General features: G+C 65.9%; 21 protein-coding genes. 11 read left to right on the top strand and 10 right to left on the bottom strand.

The annotated features are described in order from the left end of the window. The 4 genes from EPK82_RS23655 to eutC all read left to right on the top strand — a co-directional run. A partial coding sequence (locus EPK82_RS23655) for an aldehyde dehydrogenase family protein (RefSeq protein ID WP_134677689.1) occupies positions 1 to 338 on the top strand: 338 nt, incomplete at its 5' end. Positions 339 to 401: 63 nt separating this feature from the next. After that, positions 402 to 1,850, top strand: coding sequence for an ethanolamine permease (gene eat, locus EPK82_RS23650; RefSeq protein ID WP_037056018.1), 1,449 nt, complete (start codon positions 402 to 404; stop codon positions 1,848 to 1,850). 46 nt (positions 1,851 to 1,896) lie between these two features. Further along, positions 1,897 to 3,291, top strand: a complete 1,395-nt coding sequence (locus EPK82_RS23645; protein WP_134678234.1) for an ethanolamine ammonia-lyase subunit EutB — start codon at positions 1,897 to 1,899, stop codon at positions 3,289 to 3,291. 15 nt (positions 3,292 to 3,306) lie between these two features. Then, positions 3,307 to 4,116 (top strand): ethanolamine ammonia-lyase subunit EutC, encoded by an 810-nt coding sequence (gene eutC / locus EPK82_RS23640; RefSeq protein ID WP_037056013.1) that lies wholly within the window; start codon positions 3,307 to 3,309, stop codon positions 4,114 to 4,116. A gap of 162 nt (positions 4,117 to 4,278) precedes the next feature. Here the strand turns inward: eutC and EPK82_RS23635 are convergent, their stop codons facing one another. From EPK82_RS23635 to EPK82_RS23620, 4 genes are all read right to left on the bottom strand, one after another. After that, positions 4,279 to 5,214, bottom strand: a complete 936-nt coding sequence (locus tag EPK82_RS23635; protein WP_047585067.1) for a glutathione S-transferase family protein — start codon at positions 5,212 to 5,214, stop codon at positions 4,279 to 4,281. A 107-nt stretch (positions 5,215 to 5,321) separates the two neighbouring features. Then, positions 5,322 to 5,639 carry a GIY-YIG nuclease family protein gene (locus EPK82_RS23630; protein ID WP_047585106.1) on the bottom strand — a complete coding sequence of 106 codons (318 nt, stop codon included), beginning with the start codon at positions 5,637 to 5,639 and terminating at the stop codon, positions 5,322 to 5,324. Then, complete coding sequence (gene pcsA, locus EPK82_RS23625; RefSeq protein WP_134678233.1) at positions 5,636 to 6,355, bottom strand: phosphatidylcholine synthase; 720 nt, start codon at positions 6,353 to 6,355, stop codon at positions 5,636 to 5,638. The genes EPK82_RS23630 and pcsA overlap by 4 nt, the downstream gene beginning before the upstream one ends. 97 nt (positions 6,356 to 6,452) lie before the next feature. Continuing rightward, positions 6,453 to 6,923, bottom strand: a complete 471-nt coding sequence (locus EPK82_RS23620) for a nuclear transport factor 2 family protein (protein WP_134678232.1) — start codon at positions 6,921 to 6,923, stop codon at positions 6,453 to 6,455. Between the two features lie 120 nt (positions 6,924 to 7,043). Here EPK82_RS23620 and EPK82_RS23615 point away from each other — a divergent pair, with 120 nt between their 5' ends. After that, complete coding sequence (locus tag EPK82_RS23615) at positions 7,044 to 7,988, top strand: GlxA family transcriptional regulator (protein ID WP_134678231.1); 945 nt, start codon at positions 7,044 to 7,046, stop codon at positions 7,986 to 7,988. A 66-nt stretch (positions 7,989 to 8,054) separates the two neighbouring features. On the opposite strand, the gene EPK82_RS23610 is transcribed toward EPK82_RS23615, so the two are convergent. The 4 genes from EPK82_RS23610 to EPK82_RS23595 all read right to left on the bottom strand — a co-directional run bounded on the left by EPK82_RS23610 (position 8,055) and on the right by EPK82_RS23595 (position 12,429). Continuing rightward, positions 8,055 to 8,816 (bottom strand): amino acid ABC transporter ATP-binding protein, encoded by a 762-nt coding sequence (locus tag EPK82_RS23610; protein WP_037056004.1) that lies wholly within the window; start codon positions 8,814 to 8,816, stop codon positions 8,055 to 8,057. Between the two features lie 153 nt (positions 8,817 to 8,969). Continuing rightward, the gene (locus EPK82_RS23605) at positions 8,970 to 10,067 is read right to left on the bottom strand and encodes an amino acid ABC transporter permease (RefSeq protein ID WP_037056002.1); all 1,098 of its coding nucleotides are present in this window, start codon (positions 10,065 to 10,067) and stop codon (positions 8,970 to 8,972) included. A gap of 9 nt (positions 10,068 to 10,076) precedes the next feature. Further along, a complete protein-coding gene (locus tag EPK82_RS23600; protein ID WP_134678230.1) occupies positions 10,077 to 11,261 on the bottom strand; it encodes an amino acid ABC transporter permease in 1,185 nt (394 codons plus the stop codon). 139 nt (positions 11,262 to 11,400) lie between these two features. Next, positions 11,401 to 12,429 carry an amino acid ABC transporter substrate-binding protein gene (locus tag EPK82_RS23595; protein WP_037055998.1) on the bottom strand — a complete coding sequence of 343 codons (1,029 nt, stop codon included), beginning with the start codon at positions 12,427 to 12,429 and terminating at the stop codon, positions 11,401 to 11,403. Between the two features lie 478 nt (positions 12,430 to 12,907). Here EPK82_RS23595 and EPK82_RS23590 point away from each other — a divergent pair, with 478 nt between their 5' ends. From EPK82_RS23590 to EPK82_RS23565, 6 genes are all read left to right on the top strand, one after another. Continuing rightward, the gene (locus EPK82_RS23590) at positions 12,908 to 13,567 is read left to right on the top strand and encodes an alpha/beta hydrolase (RefSeq protein WP_037055996.1); all 660 of its coding nucleotides are present in this window, start codon (positions 12,908 to 12,910) and stop codon (positions 13,565 to 13,567) included. A 24-nt stretch (positions 13,568 to 13,591) separates the two neighbouring features. Beyond that, complete coding sequence (locus tag EPK82_RS23585) at positions 13,592 to 15,493, top strand: acyl-CoA synthetase (RefSeq protein WP_134678229.1); 1,902 nt, start codon at positions 13,592 to 13,594, stop codon at positions 15,491 to 15,493. Between the two features lie 191 nt (positions 15,494 to 15,684). Next, on the top strand, positions 15,685 to 16,623 hold the full coding sequence (locus tag EPK82_RS23580; protein ID WP_037055992.1) for a GGDEF domain-containing protein: 939 nt from the start codon (positions 15,685 to 15,687) through the stop codon (positions 16,621 to 16,623). Positions 16,624 to 16,699: 76 nt separating this feature from the next. After that, complete coding sequence (locus EPK82_RS23575; RefSeq protein WP_134678228.1) at positions 16,700 to 17,863, top strand: dipeptidase; 1,164 nt, start codon at positions 16,700 to 16,702, stop codon at positions 17,861 to 17,863. Between the two features lie 110 nt (positions 17,864 to 17,973). Further along, positions 17,974 to 19,416 carry an ATP-dependent RNA helicase RhlB gene (rhlB, locus tag EPK82_RS23570; protein ID WP_037055988.1) on the top strand — a complete coding sequence of 481 codons (1,443 nt, stop codon included), beginning with the start codon at positions 17,974 to 17,976 and terminating at the stop codon, positions 19,414 to 19,416. Between the two features lie 72 nt (positions 19,417 to 19,488). Further along, a complete protein-coding gene (locus tag EPK82_RS23565) occupies positions 19,489 to 20,616 on the top strand; it encodes an NAD(P)/FAD-dependent oxidoreductase (protein ID WP_134678227.1) in 1,128 nt (375 codons plus the stop codon). 7 nt (positions 20,617 to 20,623) lie between these two features. Here EPK82_RS23565 and EPK82_RS23560 read toward each other — a convergent pair whose 3' ends face one another. Both EPK82_RS23560 and EPK82_RS23555 read right to left on the bottom strand, forming a co-directional pair. Further along, positions 20,624 to 20,923: a hypothetical protein gene (locus EPK82_RS23560; RefSeq protein ID WP_134678226.1), complete on the bottom strand. Its 300-nt coding sequence runs from the start codon at positions 20,921 to 20,923 to the stop codon at positions 20,624 to 20,626. 60 nt (positions 20,924 to 20,983) lie between these two features. Further along, on the bottom strand, positions 20,984 to 21,973 hold the full coding sequence (locus EPK82_RS23555) for a TerC family protein (protein ID WP_037055982.1): 990 nt from the start codon (positions 21,971 to 21,973) through the stop codon (positions 20,984 to 20,986). Positions 21,974 to 22,033: the final 60 nt, after the last annotated feature.

The following is a 22,033-nucleotide window of genomic DNA, read 5'->3' as shown; positions in this document are numbered from 1 at the left end:
AGATGCGCGTGTTCCAGGAGGAGATCTTCGGCCCGGTGATCGGCGTGACCACCTTCAAGGACGAGGCCGAGGCGCTGGCCATCGCCAACGACACCGAGTTCGGCCTGGGCGCCGGCGTGTGGAGCCGTGACATGAACGTCGCCTACCGCATGGGTCGCGCGATCAAGGCGGGCCGCGTATGGACCAACTGCTACCACCTGTACCCGGCGCATGCTGCCTTCGGCGGCTACAAGAAGTCCGGGGTCGGGCGTGAGACCCACAAGATGATGCTCGACCACTACCAGCAGACCAAGAACCTGCTGGTCAGCTACGACATCAATCCGCTGGGGTTCTTCTGATCTGCCATTCCCCCGACAACCTCACCCCGTGACCTCGTCACGGGGTGCCAAGGAGTTACCTCAATGAGCAAAGAAACCCTTGCCACGCCTGCCTCGGCAGGCGGCGTGGAAACGGAAGCGGTCAGCGCCGACTACTTCGCCAGCCGCCAGTTGAAACAGGGCGCCGCCGGCTGGATCCTGCTGATCGGCCTGGGCGTGGCCTACGTGATCTCCGGCGACTATGCCGGCTGGAACTTCGGCCTGGCCCAGGGCGGCTGGGGCGGCATGTTCGTCGCCACGCTGCTGATGGCGACCATGTACCTGTGCATGTGCTTCTCACTGGCCGAACTGTCGTCGATGATCCCCACGGCCGGCGGCGGCTACGGCTTCACCCGTACCGCGTTCGGTCCCTGGGGCGGCTTTCTCACCGGCACGGCGATTCTCATCGAGTACGCCATCGCCCCCGCTGCCATCGCCTGCTTCATCGGTGCCTACTGCGAGTCGCTGTTCGGCATCGGCGGCTGGGTGGTCTACCTGGCGTTCTACGTGGTCTTCATCGGCATCCATGTGCTCGGGGCCGGCGAGGCGCTGAAGCTGATGTTCGTCATCACCGCCGTGGCGGCCATCGCCCTGGGTGTGTTCATCGTCGCCATGGTGCCGCACTTCCAGCTGGCCAACCTGTTCGACATCCCCGCCACCGAAGCGACCGGCGCCAGCACCTTCCTGCCGTTCGGCTACCTGGGCATCTGGGCCGCCCTGCCCTACGCCATCTGGTTCTTCCTCGCGGTCGAGGGCGTGCCGCTGGCCGCCGAGGAAACCAAGAACCCGAAACGCGACCTGCCGCGTGGCCTGATCGGCGCCATGTTGGTGCTGCTGGCCTTCGCCGGCCTGATCCTGCTGGTCGGTCCGGGCGGCGCTGGTGCCCAGGCGCTGATGGCCTCGGGCAACCCGCTGGTCGAGGCGCTGGAGAAGGTCTACGGCGGTTCCACCTGGATGAGCCAGTTCGTCAACCTGGTCGGCCTGGCCGGGCTGGTCGCCAGCTTCTTCTCGATCATCTACGCCTACTCGCGGCAGATCTTCGCCCTCTCCCGCGCCGGCTACCTGCCACGCAGCCTGTCGCTGACCAACCGCAACAAGGCGCCGGTGTTGGCACTGATCGTGCCTGGGATTATCGGCTTTGGTTTGTCATTGAGCGGCCAGGGCGACCTGCTGATCCTGGTAGCGGTGTTCGGCGCGACCATCTCCTACGTGCTGATGATGGCGGCGCACATCACCCTGCGCATCCGCCGCCCGGACATGCCGCGTCCGTACCGTACGCCCGGTGGAGTGCTGACCTCATCGGTCGCGCTGGTACTGGCGGCGGTGGCTCTGGTCGCCGGTTTCCTGGTCGATCCACGGGTCGTGATCGGTGCGGCAGTCATCTACGCTCTGTTCATCGCCTATTTCGCCTTGTACAGCCGTCATCATCTGGTGTCCGGCACACCGGAGGAAGAGTTCGCCGCCATCCAGGCCGCCGAACGTTCGCTGCGCTGACAGGCTCAAGCGGCCGCCCACGGGCGGCCGCGACAGGAGGATTTGCATGGCCCGCTTCACCCATACCATCGCCAGCATGATCTGGAGCTTCGACAGCCTGCGCGAGCTGATGGCCAAGGCCACCCCGGCGCGCTCCGGCGACTACCTGGCCGGCGTCGCCGCCAGCAGTGACGCCGAGCGCGCCGCCGCACAGATGACCCTGGCCGAGGTGCCGCTCAAGCATTTCCTGCAGGAGGCGCTGATTCCCTACGAGCAGGACGAGGTCACCCGGCTGATCATCGACAGCCACGACAGCGCAGCCTTCGCCCCGGTCAGCCACCTCACGGTCGGCGGCCTGCGCGACTGGCTGCTCAGCGACGCCGCCGACGAAGCCGCCCTCACCGCCCTGGCCGCGGGGCTGACGCCGGAGATGGTCGCCGCAGTATCGAAGATCATGCGCGTGCAGGACCTGGTGCTGGTGGCGCAGAAGACCCGCGTGGTCACCCGCTTTCGCAACACCCAGGGGCTGCGCGGGCGCATGTCCACGCGCCTGCAGCCCAACCACCCGACCGACGACCCGGCCGGCATCGCCGCCAGCGTGGTCGACGGCCTGCTCTACGGCAACGGCGATGCCATGATCGGCATCAACCCGGCCACCGACAGCATGAGCGCGGTGTGCACCCTGCTGGAGATGCTCGATGCGGTCATCCAGCGCTACGAGATTCCCACCCAGTCCTGCGTGCTGACCCACGTCACCAGCTCCATCGCCGCCATCGAGCGCGGTGCGCCGCTGGACCTGGTATTCCAGTCCATCGCCGGCACCGAGGCGGCCAACGCCAGCTTCGGCGTCAGCCTCAAGGTGCTGCAGGAAGGCTACGAAGCCGGCCTGAGCCTCAAGCGCGGCACCCTGGGCAACAACCTGATGTACTTCGAGACCGGCCAGGGCAGCGCGCTGTCGGCCAACGCCAACCATGGCGTCGACCAGCAGACCTGCGAGACCCGCGCCTATGCGGTGGCCCGTCACTTCAATCCGTTCCTGGTCAACACCGTGGTCGGCTTCATCGGCCCGGAGTACCTGTACAACGGCAAGCAGATCATCCGCGCCGGGCTGGAGGATCACTTCTGCGGCAAGCTGCTCGGCGTGCCGATGGGCTGCGACATCTGCTACACCAACCATGCCGAGGCCGACCAGGACGACATGGACATGCTGCTGACCCTGCTCGGCGCGGCCGGCATCAACTTCATCATGGGCATTCCCGGCTCCGACGACGTGATGCTCAACTACCAGACCACCTCGTTCCACGACGCGCTCTACGCGCGCAAGGTCCTCGGCCTGCACGCCGCGCCGGAGTTCGAGGCGTGGCTGGCACGCATGGGCATCTTCCAGCAACAGGGCGGACAGCTGCGCATGGGCGACGAGTTGCCCCCGGCGTTCCGCAAGGCCCTGGCCCAGCTGGCCTGATCATTCGAGGTTGTCATGAGCGAAAAGTCCCCCGCTACCGAAAACCCCTGGCAGCAGCTGCGCCAGCTGACACCGGCGCGCATTGCCCTGGGCCGGGCCGGCACCAGCCTGCCGACCAGCGCCCAGCTGGATTTCCAGTTCGCCCACGCCCAGGCGCGTGACGCCGTGCACCTGCCGTTCGACCACACGGCTCTGCGCGAAGCGCTGCACGACCGCCAGCTGCCGACCCTGCTGCTGCACAGCGCTGCCGCCGACCGCCACACCTACCTGCAGCGCCCGGACCTCGGCAGGCGCCTGCACGAAGACGCGGCCCAGCTGCTGGTCGACTATGCCGAGGAGCACGGCCGGGGCTACGACCTGGCCATCGTCATCGCCGACGGCCTGTCGTCGCTGGCGGTGCAGCGGCACAGCCTGCCGTTTCTCGATCGTCTGCTGGAGCAGGTACTGGAAGAAGGCTGGTCGCTGGCGCCGATCACCCTGGTCGAACAAGGCCGGGTCGCGGTGGCGGACGAGATCGGCGAACGCCTCGGGGCGAAGATGACGGTGATCCTGATCGGCGAACGGCCGGGGCTGAGCTCCCCGGACAGCCTGGGGCTGTACTTCACCTACGGGCCGAAAGTCGGCCTCAACGACGCCTACCGCAACTGCATCTCCAACGTGCGCCTGGAGGGCCTGAGCTACGGCATGGCCACCTTCCGCCTGATGTACCTGATGCGCGAGGCCTGCCGGCGCCAGCTCTCGGGGGTCGACCTCAAGGACGAAGCCGAGGTGCCGACGCTCGAAGACAGCGGGCCGGGCAACTTCCTGTTGCCCGATCAGCGCTGAGGCGGTCGCTCACCGCGCCCCGCGAACAGGGTGCTGGATGAACCCTGCGCACTGCCGGCCGCCGCAAGGTGGGCAAGGACCGCAGCTGTCGCGGCCAAAGCCCCTCCGCGGCAGTGGCAGGGGCTTCTGCGGGAGCGGCTTAGCCGCGATCCTTACGAGCGATCAGCGTGCTTCGATACGGAAGCCAAGGCGCGGGAAATGCACATGAACGGTGCCTGCGCGCTCGTCTTCACGACGCAGGATCAGCTCGTCGCGCCCGGCGAAGACCAGCTCGCCCTGCACCGGATCGACGCCATAGTCCACCGCCGCGATGCTCACCGCCTGACCGGGCACGAAGCCGTTGGGGTCGCTGAACGCCTCGTCCGGCAGCGCCGCCGGGCTCGCCTCGCTGGCGATGGCGATGGCCTGCTCGCTGCTCATCTCGCTCAACGAGCCATGCCCGAAGCCCAGCACACGGCCGAGCCAGGCGGCGACTTCCGGGTAGTCGTCGACCAGCGGCGAGGTCACCGGGGTACCACGCAGGAACCACAGGCAGTGGGCCACGGCGAAGTCGGCATGCGAGGGTTCGCCGAAGAGGAAGTCGCCCTGTTCGCGCTGCAGCTGTTGCTGCAACAGCCCCATCAGGGCCGGCCACTGGTGCCTGGCCTGCTCCAGCGGCACGCGGGTGGCCGTGCCACCGGAGAACAGCGCACTGCGGTCGGCCGCGAAGGCCTTGGCGAATTCCGGCGGCACCTTGGCGAAACGCAGGGCCATGGACTCGGGCTGGAACACCAGCGCCACGGCATGCTGGAACAGGACCGAGTCGGCCCACTGTGCCAGCAGGCCGACATTGAACTCCTGCCCTTCGGGAAACAGCGCCGGCGCGGCTTTCTCGGCCTCGAGGCGACGGGCGATCAGCGCGGTATCGCAGTAGATGTCGGCACCGACCTGCAGCACCGGGGTCTTGCGGTAGCCGCCGGTCAGCGCGGTGAGATCGGGCTTGGGCATCAGCGGAGGGATCATCACCGAGCGCCAGGACAGCTGTTTGAAGCCCAGCATCAGGCGGGCTTTCTCGGCGAACGGCGAAGTGGGGTAATGGTGAAGAATCAACTCGTGCATGAGGCGCTCCGTATCAGGTCCGAATGCCCGTTCAAGGTCTGCGCTCTCTCAGCCATGTGACGCGGGCAGCGACTCAGGCTCGCAGACGTTGAAAAGACTCCAAGCCGTCAGCTTACCCGCGCCAGGGGGTCGCGCACACCGTCTTGGGCTGATGCGTCGCCATCAATGGCCAGAATGAGCGATTCCTTGGCCGCCTTGCTCAGGCGCTTGATCGCCCGCTCGCGACGCAGGGCATCGCCCTTGCCGGCACAGGCCTCGACGTAGGCCAGCGCCAGCGCCGGGCTGGTATGGAAGAAACGCGCGCCCTTGCCGGCCTGATGCTGGGCGAAACGCCGCTGCGGGTCATCGCTGATGCCGCAGTACAGGGCACCGTTGGCGGCGCGTACCAGGTAGACGAACCAGGCCTTGTCCGGCGCGGCACTCATGCGCGCCGCGGCAACCATTCGCGCGCCGAGCGCCACAGGCACATGCCGACGAAATAGGTCGAGGCGGCGAACCACAGGCCCAGTATCCACACCGAGTCGTGCGGGTACTGCAGGATCAGCAGCGCGCTGGAGAGCATCCAGACGAAGGTCACGAAGATGTTCAGCGGCATGAACTGGCGCACCCGGAAGGGGTGCAGGAACTTCATCTTGGTCAGGGTCAGCGCGGCCAGCAGCACGATCATGCCCAGGGTGATCCAGGGGTGCACATCGAGGATGTAGAAGTACAGCACCACCACGTTCCAGGCCGCCGGGAACCCCACGAAGTAGTTGTCCTGGCTCTTCATGTTCAGGTTGCAGAAACAGAACAGCGACGACAGCAGGATCAACCCGACCGCGAACAACGGGGTGTAATCGGGCAACGGGATGAAGCGGTAGAGGAAGATCGCCGGAATGAACACGTACGTCAGGTAGTCGATCACCAGGTCCAGGGTCGAACCATCGAAGTGCGGCAGTACGCTCTTGACGTCATAACGCCGCGCCAGCGAACCATCCAGGCCGTCGACCAGCAGGGCCAGGCCCAGCCACAACAGGCATTGCTTGGGCTGGCCATCGAGTACGGAGAGCAGGGCCAGCAGGGCGAGGATCACGCCACTGGCAGTGACGGCATGAACCCCCCAGGCCTTGGCCTGTTTAACGGCAACGATCAGTTCGGTCACGGCAGGTCTCGATGGGCAGTGGTGGTGCAGCACACCGTGTGCGCACGCTATTGGCAATTGAGACCGGCTAGCCTACCACTGCGTTCCTTCGCCCGCCTCAGCGCGACGCGCGAAACTGCTCCAGACCACGTGCCGCCTGTCGTCTGATGGCCGCCTGGACCGGCGCCGCCCAGCCCAGCAGCAGGCCCTTGAGGCCGAGCGCCTGGCGCGACCAGCGCCAGAGATCGAAGTGGTCGTGGTGCTCGACGATCAGGCCATCGCGGAACACGAAGCGCGCCTGGATACGGTTGACCACCTGTCGCCCCGTGGCGCTGAAGCGGTAGCTGGCCACCCAGCGCGCGCGGCCGCCATGCTCGTCGGCCTCCACCCCGTCGAAGGTCAGCGAGAAGCCCTCGGCTCGGCTGCACAGCATGCGCCACATGTCCCCCGCCTGCGCACCTCGCAGATCGGTGAACACGGGGTCGGAGAAGTGCACGTCCTCGGCGTAGCAGCCGGCCATGCTCTCGGCGTCGAGACGCTGGAAGGCGCTGTAGAAGCGCTGGATCAGTTCGGCATTGGGGTGGCTCATGGGCGTTCCTGCGAATCGCTGATGAATGCAGCCTAGTCTGTGCGTCGCCCGCTCTGAAGACGATTGGCGATCAGGACAACTTTGTGTCAATAATCGCCAACCTTTTCATCGGATACCGCCATGCTGCGCATCGCGCTGTACGTCTGCCCCCAGACCATCTGCTCCAGCCTGAGCATGGCGCAGGACGCCTTCGCCCTGGCCAACCGCCTGGCAGCCGCGCCCTGCTTCAGGCTCCAGCGCTTCAGCCTCGATGCCCGTTCCGTGCAGCTGGAGTTCGCCCAGATCCAGGTCGATGGCGGACTGGAGCTGGCGGAACAGGCCGACCTGCTGATCGTGCCGGCCACCGGCAGCGCGGTCGGCCTGACCCTGGAAAGCAACGCCAGGCTGCTGCCCTGGCTGGCACGCCGCGACCGCCAGCAAGTTGCCAGCCTGTGCAGCAGCGCCTTCCTGCTGGCCGCCGCCGGCCTGCTCGACGGTCGCCAGGCGACCACGCACTGGGCGCTGGCGGATGCCTTCGCCAGACACTACCCCCAGGTGCACCTGCGCAGCGACCTGCTGCTGACCGAGGATGGCCCGCTGTTCTGCTCGGGCGGCGCCCAGGCGGGACTCGACCTGTGCCTGCACCTGATCGCCCTGCACGCCGGTGAATGGCTGGCCCAGCAGGTGGCCGCCGCCATGGTGATCGAACGCCAGCGCGGTACGCAGACCCGCTTCGCCCCGCTGCTGCCGCACAGCGAAGACCGAACGCTGGCGCCGCTGCTGCAGTGGCTGCGCGAACACCATGCCGAGGCACTCGACCTGCCCCGTCTCGCCCGGCAGGCGCATTGCTCCTCGCGCACCCTGCTGCGCCGCTTCCGCCTGGCCACCGGGATGACTCCGGGCGAATACCTGCAACGCCTGCGCATCAGCCAGGCGCAGCAGGCGCTGGCCGAGTCGACGCAGTCGCTGGAGCAGGTCGCCTGCCAGGTCGGTTTCAGTGATCGCGCGACCTTCGCCAAGCGCTTCAAGCAACTGTGCGGCGAAACGCCCGGCGCGTTCCGCAAACGCATGCGGCGCAGCAGCTGACCCGCCCACCGGGCGACCACGAAAAAGGGAGCCCGCAGGCTCCCTGATGACTCGCGTGGCGCTGGCTCAGTGCAGGATCTGGCTGAGGAACAGCTGGGTACGCTCGTTCTGCGGGTTGGTGAAGAAGGTATCCGGATCGGCCTGTTCGACGATCTCGCCCTTGTCCATGAAGATCACCCGGTTGGCCACGGTACGGGCGAAGCCCATCTCGTGGGTCACGCAGAGCATGGTCATGCCGTCCTCGGCCAGACCGATCATGGTGTCGAGCACTTCCTTGACCATTTCCGGGTCCAGTGCCGAGGTGGGTTCGTCGAACAACATGATCTTCGGCTTCATGCACAGCGCACGGGCGATCGCCACACGCTGCTGCTGGCCGCCGGAGAGCTGTCCCGGGTACTTGCCCGCCTGCTCGGGGATGCGCACGCGCTCAAGGAAGTGCATGGCGATTTCCTCGGCCTGGCGCTTGGGCATCTTGCGCACCCACATCGGCGCCAGGGTGCAGTTCTGCAGCACGGTCAGGTGCGGGAACAGGTTGAAGTGCTGGAACACCATGCCCACCTCGCGACGAATCGCCTCGATGTGCTTGAGGTCACCGGTCAGCTCGGTGCCATCGACCACGATGCGCCCCTGCTGGTGCTCCTCCAGGCGGTTGATGCAGCGGATGGTGGTCGACTTGCCCGAGCCGGAAGGCCCGCACAGCACGATACGCTCACCCGCCTGCACGCTCAGGTTGATGTCCTTGAGCACGTGGAACTGGCCGTACCACTTGTTCACGCCCTGCAGCAGGATCATCGGCTCGGCGCTGGGTTGCTTGACTGCTTCACTCATAATTCACTCCTCTCGAGGGACCGATTCAGGATCTGGCGCTGCAGCCAGGCAAGGCGAAAACAGGTGAGGACGCGCAGCGTACTGGTGTACCTGAGCATTCCGGGACCGTTTTCAACGCCGCCTGACCGACGCGCAGCGGATACTGATCAGCTCCTAACGCTTGTGGCCGGTATCCAGCTTCCTCTCCAGTCGCTGGGAGTAGCGGGACATGCCGAAACAGAAAATCCAGAAAATCAGTGCGGCGAACACATAGCCTTCGGTGGCCATGCCCAGCCAGGCCGGATCGGTGGTCGCCTGCTTGATGCTGTTGAGCAGGTCGAACAGGCCGATGATGATCACCAGGCTGGTGTCCTTGAACAGGGCGATGAACACGTTGACGATGCCCGGAATCACCAGCTTGAGCGCCTGCGGCAGAATCACCAGGCCCATCATCCGCCAGTAGCCCAGGCCCATGGCCGCAGCGGCCTCGTACTGGCCCTTGGGAATGGCCTGCAGACCGCCACGCACCACTTCGGCGATGTAGGCGGACTGGAACAGGATCACCCCGATCAGGGCGCGCATCAGCTTGTCGAAGTGCATGCCCTCGGGCAGGAACAGCGGCAGCATCACCGAGGACATGAACAGCACGGTGATCAGCGGCACGCCGCGCCAGAACTCGATGAAGGTGACGCAGAGGACCTTGATCGCCGGCAGGTTGGAGCGTCGCCCCAGCGCCAGCAGGATGCCCAGCGGCAACGCCCCGCTGATGCCGACGGAGGCGATCACCAGCGTCAGCATCAGGCCGCCCCACTGGCTGGTGGCGACCACGCTCAGGCCGAACACGCCGCCATGCAGCAGGCTCCAGGCGATGAGCGGATAGAGCACCAGGAACGCCAGGCCGTACAGCGCCTTGCGCGGCATCTGCGGGACGAACAGCGGCGCCGCGCCGACGATTGCCAGCCACAGGGTGGTGTCCACGCGCCAGCGCAGTTCGCTGGGGTAGAAGCCGTACATGAACTGGCCGAAGCGCTGCTGGATGAACACCCAGCAGGCGCCCTCCTGGGTGCAATCGGCGCGGGTGCTGCCGACCCAGTTGGCATCGATGATCGCCCACTGCAGCAGCGGCGGCACCACCAGCCAGATCAGGTAGATCGCGAAGACGGTCAACAGGCTGTTGAACCAGTTGGAGAACAGGTTCGCCTTGAGCCAGCCCAGCACGCCAACGCTCATGCGCGGGGGCGGCAGGTCCGGTTTGAAAGTATGGGATTGCATGGCTGCTCCTTACCGCTCGGTCAGCGCAATGCGCTTGTTGTACCAGTTCATCAGCAGGGAAATGCTGATGCTGATGGCGAGGTAGACGCTCATGGTGATGGCGATCACCTCGATGGCCTGGCCGGTCTGGTTGAGCACCGTGCCGGCGAACAGCGAGACCATGTCCGGGTAGCCGATACCGGCGGCCAGCGACGAGTTCTTCGCCAGGTTCAGGTACTGGCTGGTCAGCGGCGGAACGATCACCCGCAGGGCCTGCGGGATGATCACCAGGCGCAGGGTGATGCCCGGACGCAGCCCCAGCGAGCGGGCGGCCTCGGTCTGGCCATGGCTGACGGCCATGATCCCGGAGCGCACGTTCTCGGCGATGAAGGCGGCGGTGTAGATGGTCAGGGCCAGGGTCAGCGCCATCAGCTCGGGGATCATCACCCAGCCGCCACGGAAGTTGAAACCGGCCAGCTGCGGCACGCTCCATTGCAGCGGATTGCCGCCGACGAGCACGGTCAGGCCGGGAAGCACCACGATCAGCGCCAGCGAGGTCCACAGCAGCGGGAATATCTGGCCGGTGGCCTCACGCCGCTTCTTGGCCCAGCGCCCGAGGGCGACGATGCCGACGATGGTCGCCAGCAGCACCACGGCGAACAGCCCGAAGTTCTCCGACGGGCTCGGCGCAGGCAGGTAGAGGCCGCGGCTGTTGAGAAAGAAGGTTTCACCCACATCCAGACTCTGCCGGGGACCAGGCAGGGCGAGGAACACGGCGAAATACCAGAAGAGGATCTGCAGCAACGGCGGGATGTTGCGGAAGATCTCGATGTAGACGGTGGCCAGCTTGTTGATCAGCCAGTTCGGCGACAGGCGCGCCACGCCGAGCAGGAAGCCGAGAATGGAGGCCAGCACGATACCGATGACCGAGACCAGCAGGGTGTTGAGCAGCCCGATCACGAAGACGCGGACGTAGCTGTCGCTCTCGGTGTAATCGATCAGGTGCTGGGCGATGCCGAAGCCGGCACTGTTGTTGAGGAAAGCGAAGCCGGAAATGATCCCGCGCTTCTCCAGGTTGGCCTGGGTGTTCTGGAAGAGAAACCAGCCGAGCGCCACGACAGCGACAACGGCGATGATCTGGAACAGCCACGCGCGCACCTGCGGATCGTTCAGGAACGATCCTCGCGGGCGCGGGGCATTAGCAGTCGTTTGCATAACAACCCTCTTGGAAGCCCCGGCCGCACGCAAGCCGGCCGGAGTTCACATCAGCGGAAACGACAGCGGCAGACCCCGAGAACCGGTCCATAGGCGCGCACGAGCCTATGAACAGATTCCCGCCTGCCGCTGTGGACGGTCAACGCACCGGCGGTGCGTACTGCAGACCACCCTTGTTCCAAAGGGCATTGAGACCACGCTCGATCTTCAGCTCGCTACCGGCACCCACGTTGCGGTCGAAGGACTCGCCGTAGTTACCGACCTGCTTGACGATCTGCACGGCCCAGTCTTTCGGCAGCTTGAGGTCCTTGCCGAACTCACCCTCGGCACCCAGCAGACGGGCGACGTCCGGGTTCTTGGTGGTCTTGGCGGTTTCTTCGACGTTGGCCGAGGTCACGCCCAGTTCTTCGGCGTTGAGCATGGCGAACAGGGTCCAGCGCACGATATCGAACCACTCCTCGTCACCCTGACGGACGGACGGGCCCAGCGGTTCCTTGGAGATGACTTCCGGCAGCACCACGTACTCGTTCGGGTTGGCCAGCTTGATGCGCTGCGCGTACAGCTGCGACTGGTCGGAGGTCAGCACGTCGCAGCGGCCGGCCTCGACCGACTTGGCGCTCTCGTCGGAGGTATCGTAGGTGATGGGGGTGTACTTCATGCCGTTGGCACGGAAGTAGTCGGAGAGGTTCAGTTCGGTGGTGGTACCGGCCTGGATGCAGACGGTAGCGCCGTCCAGCTCCTTGGCGCTGGAAACGCCCAGCTTCTTGTTCACCAGGAAGCCCTGGCCATCATAGTAGGTCACGCCGGTAAAGTTCAGGCCCAGTGCCGCATCGCGCGAGCTGGTCCAGGTGGTGTTGCGCGACAGGATGTCGACCTCGCCGGACTGCAGCGCGGTGAAGCGCTCCTTGGCGGTCAGCGGGCTGTACTTGACCTTGCTGGCATCACCGAAGACCGCGGCAGCAACAGCGCGGCAGACGTCGACGTCCAGACCCAGGTAGTTGCCTTTCTCATCTGCATAGGAGAAGCCCGGCAAACCGTCGCTGATACCGCACTGCACGAAGCCTTTCTTCTGCACGGCGTCCAGGGTGGCGCCCGCCTGAGCGAAGCCACTGACGCCAAGCACCGCAGCGGTGGTCAGCATAGCCAGGGTGGATTTCACCATCTTCATCAAAAACCTCCAGTTGCTCTTGTTGTGTTGGAGTCTCAGTCCGGCTTCCCAACCCTTTTGAGGTGCACGCCCCGCTGGCAGCAACGAGGTCGGCGAGAAAATCGGACGTCAGGCGGGAGTCTAGTCGGCAATGCCCTCTGCTGGCCAACTGCCCCTGCCCTGCCCATTGGTTGAACGGGCCAGAGACGGATCGTCATCCGCCTGGGCGGCGTGCCACCCGGACGGTCTACTAAGGAACCCCACACAGCAGATTCCTGCCTGTTGAGCAGTCGGCAATGGCACAGTGTTACCTTTGCCGCACTGCATCGTCAGTCCACATCTGCCTTAGCAAGCCCCGTACCAGCAGCCTGCAAAATGCAGGATGAACAAGGGTCAAGAGCAAAATGTTCACCCTTGCGACAACTTATTCACAGATTAGTCGAGACTGGCACATAGCGCCGCCCCAACATCGGGCACTCGCACCACACTGGAGCTACCAATGACCGCACCCATGATTCTGCAACCCCCACAAACCGCCGATGCCAGTGTGATCTGGCTGCACGGGCTGGGGGCCGATCGCTACGATTTCCTGCCGGTCGCGGAGATGCTGCAGGAGCGGCTGGCAACCACCCGTTTCATCCTGCCGCAGGCCCCCACACGCCCGGTGACCATCAATGGCGGCTGGAGCATGCCCAGCTGGTACGACATCCTCGCCATGAGCCCGGCCCGCGCCATCGACCAGGCGCAACTGGAGGCCTCCGCCGACCAGGTCATCGCCCTGATCGAAGCCGAGCGGGACAGCGGCATCGCCGCCGAACGCATCGTCCTGGCCGGCTTCTCCCAGGGCGGAGCGGTGGTGCTGCATACCGCCTTCCTGCGCTACGCCGAAACGCTCGGCGGCGTGCTGGCGCTGTCGACCTACGCCCCGACCTTCAGCGATGAAATGCAGCTGACGGATACAAAAAGACAACTGCCGGTGCTGTGTTTGCATGGCAAATTCGATGACGTGGTGACGCCCGACATGGGACGCGCCGCGCATGATCGCCTGCACGCCTGCGGAGTGCCGGTGCAATGGCGCGACTATCCGATGGCGCATGAGGTACTGCCGGAGGAGATTCGCGATATCGCCGACTGGTTGAGCCAGCTGCAAGCCGGCTGACCGAACCGAAGAGACGCACAATAAATGAGCACAGCGCCCCTGATTCGCACCCTGCAGGACATCGAGCAGATCGAGGCCGTCGCACTGAGCGAACGCGACCTGCCACCGAGCACCTTCGAGCTGATCCGCCGGACGGCCAGTGCGCAACCCGATGCCCCGGCGCTGTCGTTCATTCTCCAGGGCAGTGGCGAGGAAACCCCGCTGCGCCTGAGCTACGCCGAGCTGCTGGGCAAGCTCACCCAGACCGCCAACGCCTTCCACCGCCTGGGCCTGCGCCCGGGCAAGGCCGTGTCGTTCCTCTTGCCGAACCTGCCGCAGACCCACTACACCATCTGGGGCGGCGAAGCGGCCGGGATCGTCAACGCGATCAACCCGCTGCTCGATCCCGAGCATATCGCCGAGCTGATCCACGCCTCGGACTCCGAACTGCTGGTGACCCTCGCCCCCTTCCCCGGTACCGACCTGTGGGACAAGGTGCAGGCCCTGCGCGGGCAACTGCCCGAGCTGAAGGCGATTCTCTGCGTGGACATGGCCAACCTGCTGCCCGAGCCGCAACGCAGTGCGCTCAAGGCCCAGCGCGGCGCATGGCCGGAAGGCGCGCTGGACTTCGACGAGACCATCGCCGCCTGCCCGAACGACCACCTGGAAAGCGGCCGCATCATCGCCGCGAACGACGTCGCCAGCTACTTCCACACCGGCGGCACCACCGGCACGCCCAAGCTCGCCCCGCACAGCCACGGCAACGAAGTGGCGATGGCCTACAGCATGAACCTGGTCACCCGCTTCGGTCCGGGCGACGTGACGCTCTGCGGCCTGCCGCTGTTCCACGTCAACGGCGTGGTGGTCACCGGCCTGGCTGCCTTCATCGGCGGTGCCGAGGTGCTGCTGGCGACGCCACAGGGCTATCGCAACACCACGCTGATCGGCAATTTCTGGAAAGTCATCGAGCGTCACCGGGTCAGCTTCTTCAGTGGCGTACCGACCATCTATGCCGGGCTGCTGCAGGTGCCCAGCGAAGGCCATGACCTGTCCTCGCTGAAGTACGCGCTGTGCGGTGCGGCGCCGATGCCGGTCGAGCTGATCCGTCAGTTCGAGGCCAAGACCGGCCTGACCCTGATCGAAGGCTACGGTCTGACCGAAGGCACCTGCGGCAGCTGCGCCAACCCGCCGGCCGGAGAACGGCGCCCGGGCTCCATCGGCCTGCGCATGCCCTACTGCGAGGTGCGCATCAAGGTCCTCGACGACCAGGGCCGCTACCTGCGTGACGCCGCGCAGAACGAGATCGGCAACCTGTGCATCCGTGGCGCGACGGTGTTCAAGGGCTACCTGCAGACGAGCAAGAATGCCGGCATCTGGGTCGACGGTGACTGGTTCAACACCGGCGACCTCGGCCGCGTCGATGCCGATGGCTACATCTGGCTGACCGGCCGCAGCAAGGACCTGATCATCCGTGGCGGGCACAACATCGACCCGCAGATGATCGAGGAAGCGCTGCACAAGCACCCCGCCGTAGCCATGGCCGCAGCCGTCGGCAAACCGGACGAGAAAGCCGGCGAGCTGCCGGTGGTCTACGTGCAACTGAAACCCGGCAACCAGGCCAGCGAGGCGGAGCTGCTGGAGCACGCGGCGGCGCACATCCCCGAGCGCGCGGCCATCCCCAAGAACGCCTGGATCGTCGACGCCATCCCGTTGACCGCGGTGGGCAAGACGTTCAAGCCGGCACTGCGCTTCGACGCCATCGCCCGTGTCTACCAGAGTGACCTCGCCGCGCTGCATCCCGCCATCCGCGTCGAGGTGCTGAGCGATGACCAGGCCGGGCAGCTGGCCCATGTCCATGTGCCGAACCAGGACGAGGCGCTGGCATCGGCCATCGGCGAGCGTCTGGCCGGCTACGCCGTCGGCCACCGCATTCATTTCGCGCCGTGATCTCGAGCACACACGAACAGGCATCAGTTAACAGCTTCGCACCGAGGTACAACCATTGGTCGGTGAGGCTTTGCCCGAGCATTGCCAGGCCTGCGGCCCAAGAATAATGTCAGAGATTATTCGTGGACATGACAGGGAGCGTTGGTTTTGCCTTCCGGCGTTTTTGCCCGGTCTGGCACGACGAGATCGCGATGAAATCGGCGCACTGGCAGGCAGACCTGCAGCAAGTTCAGCAACTGCGGCTTTTTCACAACGTCGCGGCCAGCAGCCTCGATCAGCTGCTGCGGGAGTTTCGTGCCTGTGAGCTGGAAGCAGGCGAAGTCCTGCTCTCCCCCTTCAATCGCAACCAACACCTCTACCTGCTGATTTCAGGCCAGTTGCGCGTCTACCTCGGCTCACTGGACAACCAGGCCGTGAGCACCCTGGAAGTGGGCGACTGCGCAGGCGAGATCAGCTTCATCGACAACGAGCATCCTTCCGCCTATGTGGTGGCCGAGCGTCCCTCGGTCGTCCTGCGCCTGCACCGTGAGTCGCTGATCGCCCTGTTCCAGCAATCGCCGCAGCTGATGCAGAACCTGCTGGAGCTGCTCTGCGAACGGGTTCGCCAGGGCAACCGGCAGATTCTCGACAGCGAGCAGAATGCCAATGTCGACACCCTCACCGGCTGCTTCAACAGGCGCTGGCTGGAGCATGTGTTCGAGCGCGAGAGCACCCGCTGCGCCTTCAACGACGAGCCGATGTCGCTGCTGATGCTGGATGTCGACCACTTCAAGGCCTACAACGACCAGCATGGCCACCTCGCCGGCGACTACGCCCTGTGCCTGGTCGCCCACACCCTGCGCAACCAGCTCCGCCCCAAGGACAGCCTGATACGCTTCGGCGGCGAGGAATTCGTCATCCTGCTGCCGGAGATCGCCGATCAGGATGCCCGCACCATCGGCGAGCGACTGCGTGCCAGCCTGGAGCAGATCGACTCGTTCTACTCGCCGGTCGGCGTGCTGCCGGGCGTCACCATCTCCATCGGCCTGGCGCAGATGCAGCACAGCGACAGCCTGTCGGGACTGATTGCCCGCGCCGACGCCGCGCTGTACCAGGCCAAGCAGCAGGGGCGCAACTGCCTCTGCGGCTGAATCGCCCCCGCACACGCCCGCAGTAGAACTTCCCTGCTAGAGTGCCCGGCATAACAACACGCCTGGATGGCCACTCATGCGCAAACTCCTGCTCGCCCTGTTGCTCCTCGTTCCCCTCTGCGCCCTGGCCGTTCTCGGCCTGCCGTCGCTGCTCGACGCGAAGATGAACAGCGTCGCCAGCCCGCCGCCCTACAGCACCAGCGCCAGCGCGCAGAAACTGCACCAGGGCCTGTTCGTCGCCGACCTGCACGACGACGCCCTGCTCTGGGAGCGCGACCTGCTCAAGCGCTACGACTACGGGCACTCGGACCTGCCGCGCATGCTCGAGGGGCGTCTCGGCCTGCAGGTGTTCTCCACCGTGACCAAGACCCCGCGCGGGCTGAACATGGAGAGCAATGGCGCCGACAGCGACAACATCACCCTGCTGGCGATGGCCCAGCGCTGGCCACGGGAAACCTGGAGCAGCCTGCTGCAGCGCGCCTTGTACCAGGCGCAGAAACTGCGCGATGCCGCGGCCGGCAGCGACGGACGCCTGGTGCTGATCCGCAGCCGCGAGGACCTCGCCGGCTTCATCGCCGCCTGGCAGCAGGACCCTCGCCGCGTCGCCGGGCTGCTGGCCACCGAGGGCCTGCAACCCATCGAGGGCAAGCTGGAGAACATCGACGTGCTGTACGACGCCGGCTTTCGCATCGCCGGCCTCACGCACTTCTTCGACAACGAAGTCGGCGGCTCGGCCCATGGCCTGAACAAGGGCGGCCTGACGCCGCTGGGGCGTCAGGTGATCGCACGCCTGGAAGAAAAGGCCATGCTGGTGGACCTGGCCCACGCCTCGCGCCCGCTGATCGATGACGTGCTGGCCATGGCCACGCGCCCGGTGCTGGTGTCGCATACGGGTGTCGAAGGCACCTGCCCCGGCACCCGCAACCTCAGCGACAAGCATATCCAGGCCATTGCCGCCAAAGGCGGGGTCATCGGCATCGGCTACTGGAGCACCGCCGTGTGCGACACCTCGGTCGCGGCCATCGTCAAGGCCATCCGCTACACCGTCGACCTGGTCGGGGTCGAGCATGTCGCCCTCGGCTCGGACTTCAACGGCACCGTGCATACGCCGTTCGACGTGACCGGCCTGGCGCAGATCACCGAAGGCCTGCAGCAGGCCGGCTTCGACGACAGCGCCATCGCCGCGATCATGGGCGGCAACGTGCAGCGCCTGCTGCTGGCCAGCCTGCCGGAGCAATGAGGCGCTGACCACTCGGTCCCCTTGACAGACGCGAGCGAAGCACTTCGCCACGCTCGCGTCTTGCATTACACTGGCGAGCGTTCACTCCTTAACCAGTCGATGAGAAGCCCGTGCTCAAAGCACTCAAGAAAATGTTCGGCAAGGCCGAAGACGAGCAGCCACAAGCGTCCCCCGTAGCAGCGCCCAGCCCGGCCCGCGGCACAGACGACCAGCGCTCCCGCAAGAACAAACCCGCCCGTGCCGCCAGCGACAACGCCGGCACGCCCAGCCCGCAGCAGCAACCACGCCCCGCCAAGGCCGACAAGCCCCGTCGCGAACGCCCGGCCAAGCCGGTGGACACCTGGAAACTGGAAGACTTCGTGGTCGAGCCCGCCGAAGGCAAGGTGCGCTTCCATGATTTCAGGCTCGCGCCCGAGCTGATGCATGCCATCCACGACCTGGGTTTCCCCTACTGCACACCGATCCAGGCCGGCGTCCTCGGTTACACCCTCAAGGGCCAGGACGCCATCGGCCGCGCCCAGACCGGCACCGGCAAGACCGCCGCGTTCCTCATCTCGATCATCACCCAGCTGCTGCAGACCCCGGCGCCGAAAGAGCGCTACATGGGCGAGCCGCGCGCGCTGATCATCGCGCCGACCCGTGAGCTGGTGGTACAGATCGCCAAGGACGCCGCCGAGCTGACCAAGTACACCGGGCTCAACGTCATGAGCTTCGTCGGCGGCATGGACTTCGACAAGCAGCTCAAGCAGCTGGAGTCGCGCTTCTGCGACATCCTCGTGGCCACCCCGGGCCGTCTGCTGGACTTCAACCAGCGCGGCGAGGTGCACCTGGACATGGTCGAGGTGATGGTCCTCGACGAAGCCGACCGCATGCTCGACATGGGCTTCATCCCGCAGGTGCGCCAGATCATCCGCCAGACGCCGATGAAGGGTGACCGCCAGACCCTGCTGTTCTCCGCCACCTTCACCGAAGACGTGATGAACCTGGCCAAGCAGTGGACGGTCAACCCGGCCATCGTCGAGATCGAGCCGGAGAACGTCGCCAGCGACACCGTCGAGCAGCACGTCTACGCCGTCGCCTCCAGCGACAAGTACAAGCTGCTGTACAACCTGGTCACGCAGAACGCCTGGGACCGGGTGATGGTCTTCGCCAACCGCAAGGACGAAGTGCGCCGTATCGAGGAACGCCTGACCCGTGACGGCGTCAGCGCCGCGCAGATGTCCGGTGACGTGCCGCAGCACAAGCGCATCAAGGTGCTCGAAGGCTTCCGTGCCGGACACATCCGCGTACTGGTCGCCACTGACGTGGCCGGTCGCGGCATCCACGTCGACGGCATCAGCCACGTGATCAACTTCACCCTGCCGGAAGACCCGGACGACTACGTGCACCGCATCGGTCGTACCGGCCGCGCCGGCACCAGCGGCACCTCGATCAGCTTCGCCGGCGAGGACGACGCCTTCGCCCTGCCGCCCATCGAAGAACTGATCGGGCGCAAGATCCAGTGCGAGATGCCGCCGGACGAGCTGCTCAAGGCCGTGCCGCGCAAGCACTGAAGCGACGGCGAGCGAACAAAGGCGAAGCCTGTGGCTTCGCCTTTTTCATTTGACCCCATCGAACGACACGACATGCAGCACTGCGACTACCTCATCATCGGCGGCGGTATCGCCGGCGCCTCCACCGGCTACTTTCTCGCCGGCCACGGCAAGACCATCGTCCTGGAGCGCGAGGCGCAACCGGGCTACCACTCCACCGGTCGCTCGGCCGCGCTCTACACCGTGGCCTACGGCACGCCTCAGGTACGCGCACTGACCGCCGCCAGCCGCGCCTTCTACGATGCGCCACCCGCTGGCTTCAGCGACCATCCGCTGCTCACCCCGCGTGGCGAACTGGTGGTGGATTTCAGCGGCGATGCGGCCGAGCTGCAGCGCCAGTTCGAGCAGGCGCGCCAACAGGTCGCCGAGGCTCGCCTGCTCAGCGCCGAGCAGGCCTGCGCCATGGTGCCGGTGCTGCGTCGCGAACGGGTCCGGGGGGCGCTGTACGACCCCAGCGCCGCCGACATCGATACCGCCGCCCTGCACCAGGGCTACCTGCGCGGCATCCGCCAGCAGGGTGGCGAAATACACTGCGACCGCGAGGTGCTGGCGATCAGCCGCAGCGCCGCGGGCTGGCAGGTGGATTGCGCGGGGCAACGCTACAGCGCCACGCTGCTGATCAACGCCGCCGGCGCCTGGTGCGACCAGATCGCCCAGCTGGCCGGGCTGCCCGGTATCGGCCTGCAACCCAAACGACGCGCCGCCTTCACCTTCCAAGCCGGCGAGGGCATCGACTGCCAGAGCTGGCCAGCGCTGGTCAGCCTGGACGAATCCTTCTACTTCAAGCCCGATGCCGGTCTGCTGCTGGGTTCACCGGCCAATGCCGACCCGGTGGCAGCCCACGACGTGCAACCGGAAGAGCTGGACATCGCCCTCGGCATCCACCAGATCGAAACCCATACCAGCCTGCAGATTCGCCGCCCGGAGCACACCTGGGCCGGCCTGCGCAGCTTCGTTGCCGACGGCGACCTGGTCGGCGGCTTCGATGCGCAGGCGGCGGGCTTCTTCTGGGTCGCCGCACAGGGCGGCTACGGCATCCAGACCAGCGCGGCCATGGGCCAGGCCTGCGCCGCGCTGATCCGCAGGCAGCCGCTGCCGGAACAGCTGATCGCCGCCGGCCTGACCGCCGCCATGCTCAGCCCGCAGCGGCTGCTCGGCTGACGCCTCATCAGGTTTCCACGCCCGGCTCGACGGGACGTTCGGCGGATGGTTCGTCGTGCGACCCGTTGCGGCCCTCCTCCTCGGCCTTGCCCAGGGCGCGGTTGGTGGAGTCCTGCAAGGCGTCCACCTGGCGGTTGACCTCGTCCACCACCTCTCCGACCGAGCCCTCGATCAACGCCTGCGCTTCCTTCTTCGCCTCGTCGGCCAGTTTCTGCGCCGACTGCTCGGCGGCCTCGCAGCCGGCCAGGGTGAACACAATGGCGCCCAAGGCAGCGAATGCCAGGGGGCGTTTGCGGCAGCTATTCATCAGTGATTCTCCAGTTTCGGGCTGCCTCCGACCACGCCAGCGGCGTGGCCGGGGCGAGCATCAATGTTCGTGTGGCTGCGATTGGCCACGGGTCTTGTACAGCGACAGCGCCACGCCACCGACCAGCAGGCCGAGGGTCACGCTGAGGGATACGGCCGCCGGGATCTTGCCGATGATGCCCACCAGGAAGATCTTCGTGCCGATGAACACCAGCACCAGGGCCAGTGCGTACTTGAGATAGGCAAAGCGATGGATCAGCGCGGCCAGGGCGAAGTACAGGGCGCGCAGGCCGAGGATGGCGAAGATGTTCGAGGTGTAGACGATGAACGGATCCTGGGTGATGGCGAAGATCGCCGGCACGCTGTCGATGGCGAACACCAGGTCGGCACACTCGATCAGGATCAGCGCGAGGAACAGCGGCGTCACCCACAGCACGCGGCGTCCGTTGCCATCGTCCTGGCGCACGAAGAAGCGCTGGCCGTGCAGGCCGTCGGTCACGCGCAGGTGCTTGCGCAGGAACCTGACCAGCAGGTTGTTCTGCAGGTCCGGTGCGTCGTCCAGCCTGGAGAACAGCATCTTCACCCCGGTGAAGAACAGGAACGCACCGAACAGGTAGAGCACCCAGCTGAATTCATGGATCAGCGCCGCACCCAGGCCGATCATGATCGCGCGCAGCACCAGCACCCCCATGATTCCCCAGAACAGCACCTTGTGCTGGTACTGCCGCGGGATCGCTAGGAAGCTGAAGATCATGGCCATGAGGAACACGTTGTCCATCGACAACGATTTTTCGATCAGGAAGCCGGTGAGGTAATCCATGCTGGCGTCGCCGCCCTTCTGGAAGAACACCCAGACGCCGAACAGCAGGCCGGCGCTGATGTAGCCGGCGGACAGCAACAGGCTCTCGCGCACGCCGATCTCGCGATTGTCGCGATGCAGCACGCCAAGGTCGAAGGCCAGCAGGGAGATGACGACAGCGATGAAGACCAGCCACAACCAGGTGGCCGTACCGAGGAAGTCGGCGAAGAGGAACGGTTCGAGGGCAGTCATGAGCCCCTCCTACAGTCAGATTGAACAGACTGTGATTCCGACATCGCGGTGTTAACCGCC

It is taken from the genome of Ectopseudomonas khazarica, assembly GCF_004521985.1.
Lineage (GTDB): Bacteria > Pseudomonadota > Gammaproteobacteria > Pseudomonadales > Pseudomonadaceae > Aquipseudomonas > Aquipseudomonas khazarica.
Note: the sequence above shows the minus strand (reverse complement) of the source record. Positions and strands in the feature narration are given on the sequence as shown.

What these genes read in the sequence shown, in the direction of transcription:
- eat (WP_037056018.1), top strand. Translation starts at nt 402, where the DNA reads ATGAGCAAAGAAACCCTTGCCACGCCTGCCTCGGCAGGCGGCGTGGAA.
- EPK82_RS23645 (WP_134678234.1), top strand. Translation starts at nt 1,897, where the DNA reads ATGGCCCGCTTCACCCATACCATCGCCAGCATGATCTGGAGCTTCGAC.
- eutC (WP_037056013.1), top strand. Translation starts at nt 3,307, where the DNA reads ATGAGCGAAAAGTCCCCCGCTACCGAAAACCCCTGGCAGCAGCTGCGC.
- EPK82_RS23635 (WP_047585067.1), bottom strand. Translation starts at nt 5,214, where the DNA reads ATGCACGAGTTGATTCTTCACCATTACCCCACTTCGCCGTTCGCCGAG.
- EPK82_RS23630 (WP_047585106.1), bottom strand. Translation starts at nt 5,639, where the DNA reads ATGAGTGCCGCGCCGGACAAGGCCTGGTTCGTCTACCTGGTACGCGCC.
- EPK82_RS23620 (WP_134678232.1), bottom strand. Translation starts at nt 6,923, where the DNA reads ATGAGCCACCCCAATGCCGAACTGATCCAGCGCTTCTACAGCGCCTTC.
- EPK82_RS23615 (WP_134678231.1), top strand. Translation starts at nt 7,044, where the DNA reads ATGCTGCGCATCGCGCTGTACGTCTGCCCCCAGACCATCTGCTCCAGC.
- EPK82_RS23610 (WP_037056004.1), bottom strand. Translation starts at nt 8,816, where the DNA reads ATGAGTGAAGCAGTCAAGCAACCCAGCGCCGAGCCGATGATCCTGCTG.
- EPK82_RS23605 (WP_037056002.1), bottom strand. Translation starts at nt 10,067, where the DNA reads ATGCAATCCCATACTTTCAAACCGGACCTGCCGCCCCCGCGCATGAGC.
- EPK82_RS23600 (WP_134678230.1), bottom strand. Translation starts at nt 11,261, where the DNA reads ATGCAAACGACTGCTAATGCCCCGCGCCCGCGAGGATCGTTCCTGAAC.
- EPK82_RS23595 (WP_037055998.1), bottom strand. Translation starts at nt 12,429, where the DNA reads ATGAAGATGGTGAAATCCACCCTGGCTATGCTGACCACCGCTGCGGTG.
- EPK82_RS23590 (WP_037055996.1), top strand. Translation starts at nt 12,908, where the DNA reads ATGACCGCACCCATGATTCTGCAACCCCCACAAACCGCCGATGCCAGT.
- EPK82_RS23585 (WP_134678229.1), top strand. Translation starts at nt 13,592, where the DNA reads ATGAGCACAGCGCCCCTGATTCGCACCCTGCAGGACATCGAGCAGATC.
- EPK82_RS23580 (WP_037055992.1), top strand. Translation starts at nt 15,685, where the DNA reads ATGAAATCGGCGCACTGGCAGGCAGACCTGCAGCAAGTTCAGCAACTG.
- EPK82_RS23575 (WP_134678228.1), top strand. Translation starts at nt 16,700, where the DNA reads ATGCGCAAACTCCTGCTCGCCCTGTTGCTCCTCGTTCCCCTCTGCGCC.
- EPK82_RS23565 (WP_134678227.1), top strand. Translation starts at nt 19,489, where the DNA reads ATGCAGCACTGCGACTACCTCATCATCGGCGGCGGTATCGCCGGCGCC.
- EPK82_RS23560 (WP_134678226.1), bottom strand. Translation starts at nt 20,923, where the DNA reads ATGAATAGCTGCCGCAAACGCCCCCTGGCATTCGCTGCCTTGGGCGCC.
- EPK82_RS23555 (WP_037055982.1), bottom strand. Translation starts at nt 21,973, where the DNA reads ATGACTGCCCTCGAACCGTTCCTCTTCGCCGACTTCCTCGGTACGGCC.